Origin of the sequence: Streptomyces sp. NPDC050121 (assembly GCF_044460385.1) — a bacterium.
Taxonomy (GTDB): domain Bacteria; phylum Actinomycetota; class Actinomycetes; order Streptomycetales; family Streptomycetaceae; genus Streptomyces; species Streptomyces soliscabiei.
Genome location: NZ_JBITJV010000123.1, coordinates 1 through 1,085, shown reverse-complemented (window position 1 = coordinate 1,085; position 1,085 = coordinate 1). Strand labels below are relative to the sequence as shown.

1 protein-coding gene and 1 pseudogene are annotated in these 1,085 nt (G+C 65.6%); both read right to left on the bottom strand.

All coding sequences use genetic code 11. The annotated features are described in order from the left end of the window. Positions 1 to 885 (bottom strand): carbohydrate ABC transporter permease, encoded by an 885-nt coding sequence (locus tag ACIBTS_RS49420; RefSeq protein WP_399328573.1) that lies wholly within the window; start codon positions 883 to 885, stop codon positions 1 to 3. Beyond that, positions 882 to 1,085 (bottom strand): annotated as a pseudogene (locus ACIBTS_RS49415) (sugar ABC transporter permease); the annotation flags it as partial. The pseudogene ACIBTS_RS49415 and the gene ACIBTS_RS49420, both read right to left, overlap by 4 nt.

Here is a 1,085-nt window from a genome sequence, read left to right as displayed (position 1 = left end):
TCAGCCCTTGTTGGCGCCCAGGGTCAGGCCGCTGACGAACTGGCGCTGGAGGACGAAGTACACGATCAGCGTGGGGATCGCGGTGAGCAGGGCGCCGGCGGCGACCAGGTTGGGGTCGGTGAAGTACTGGCCGGAGAGGTTGTTCAGGGCCGAGGTGATCGGCATGTTCTCGCCGGTGGAGATCAGCACGATCGCCCAGAAGAAGTCGTTGTAGATCCAGATGGACAGCAGGGTCGCCAGGGCGGCCATCGCGGGCTTGCACAGCGGCAGCACGATCTGCCAGTACAGGCGCCACACGGACGCCCCGTCGACGAGCGCGGCCTCGGTCAGCTCGTGCGGAAGTGAGCGCATGTAGTTGGCCAGCACGAAGGCGCAGAACCCGGACTGGAAGGCGACGTGGATGAGGACCAGGCCGAGCGCGGAGTCGTACAGCTTGCCGCTCATGGTGATGCCGGGCAGGTCGATGAGCAGGTAGAGGCGGTACAGCGGGGTGATGATGACCTGCTGCGGGAGCAGGTTGCCGGCCGTGAAGACGAGCAGCAGGAAGAGGTTGACCCGGAAGTCGAAGCGGCTGACGTAGAAGGCCACGCAGGACGACAGGAACAGGGTGAGCAGCACCGCCGGGACCGCGATGATCAGCGTGTTCCCGAAGTAGTGCAGCATGTCCGACTGCTGGAAGGCGTTGGTGAAATTGTCGAAGCTCAGTTTGTCGGGCCAGGAGACGTAGCCCTTGGTGCTGGTCTCCGCGTACGGGCGCAGGGCCGCGAACAGGGCCCACAGCAGGGGCGCCAGCCAGGCCAGGGCCGTGACGACGAGGAACGTGTGCAGCAGGATCCGGGCGGGGCGGATGGGGGTGCGCTGCTTGGTCGCGAGGGTCGCGCTCATGCTCGCCGCTCCTTCCGGAAGGTCGCGATCAGGTACGGGATGATCACGGCGAGGGAGATCACCAGCAGGACGACGGCGATCGCCGAGCCGTATCCGATGCGGCTGGACTCACCGATGATGTTGTTGGTGACCAGGATCGAGAGCAGCTCGGTGCCCTGGGCGCCCTTGTTGAAGACGAAGACCAGGTCGAAGGCGCGCAG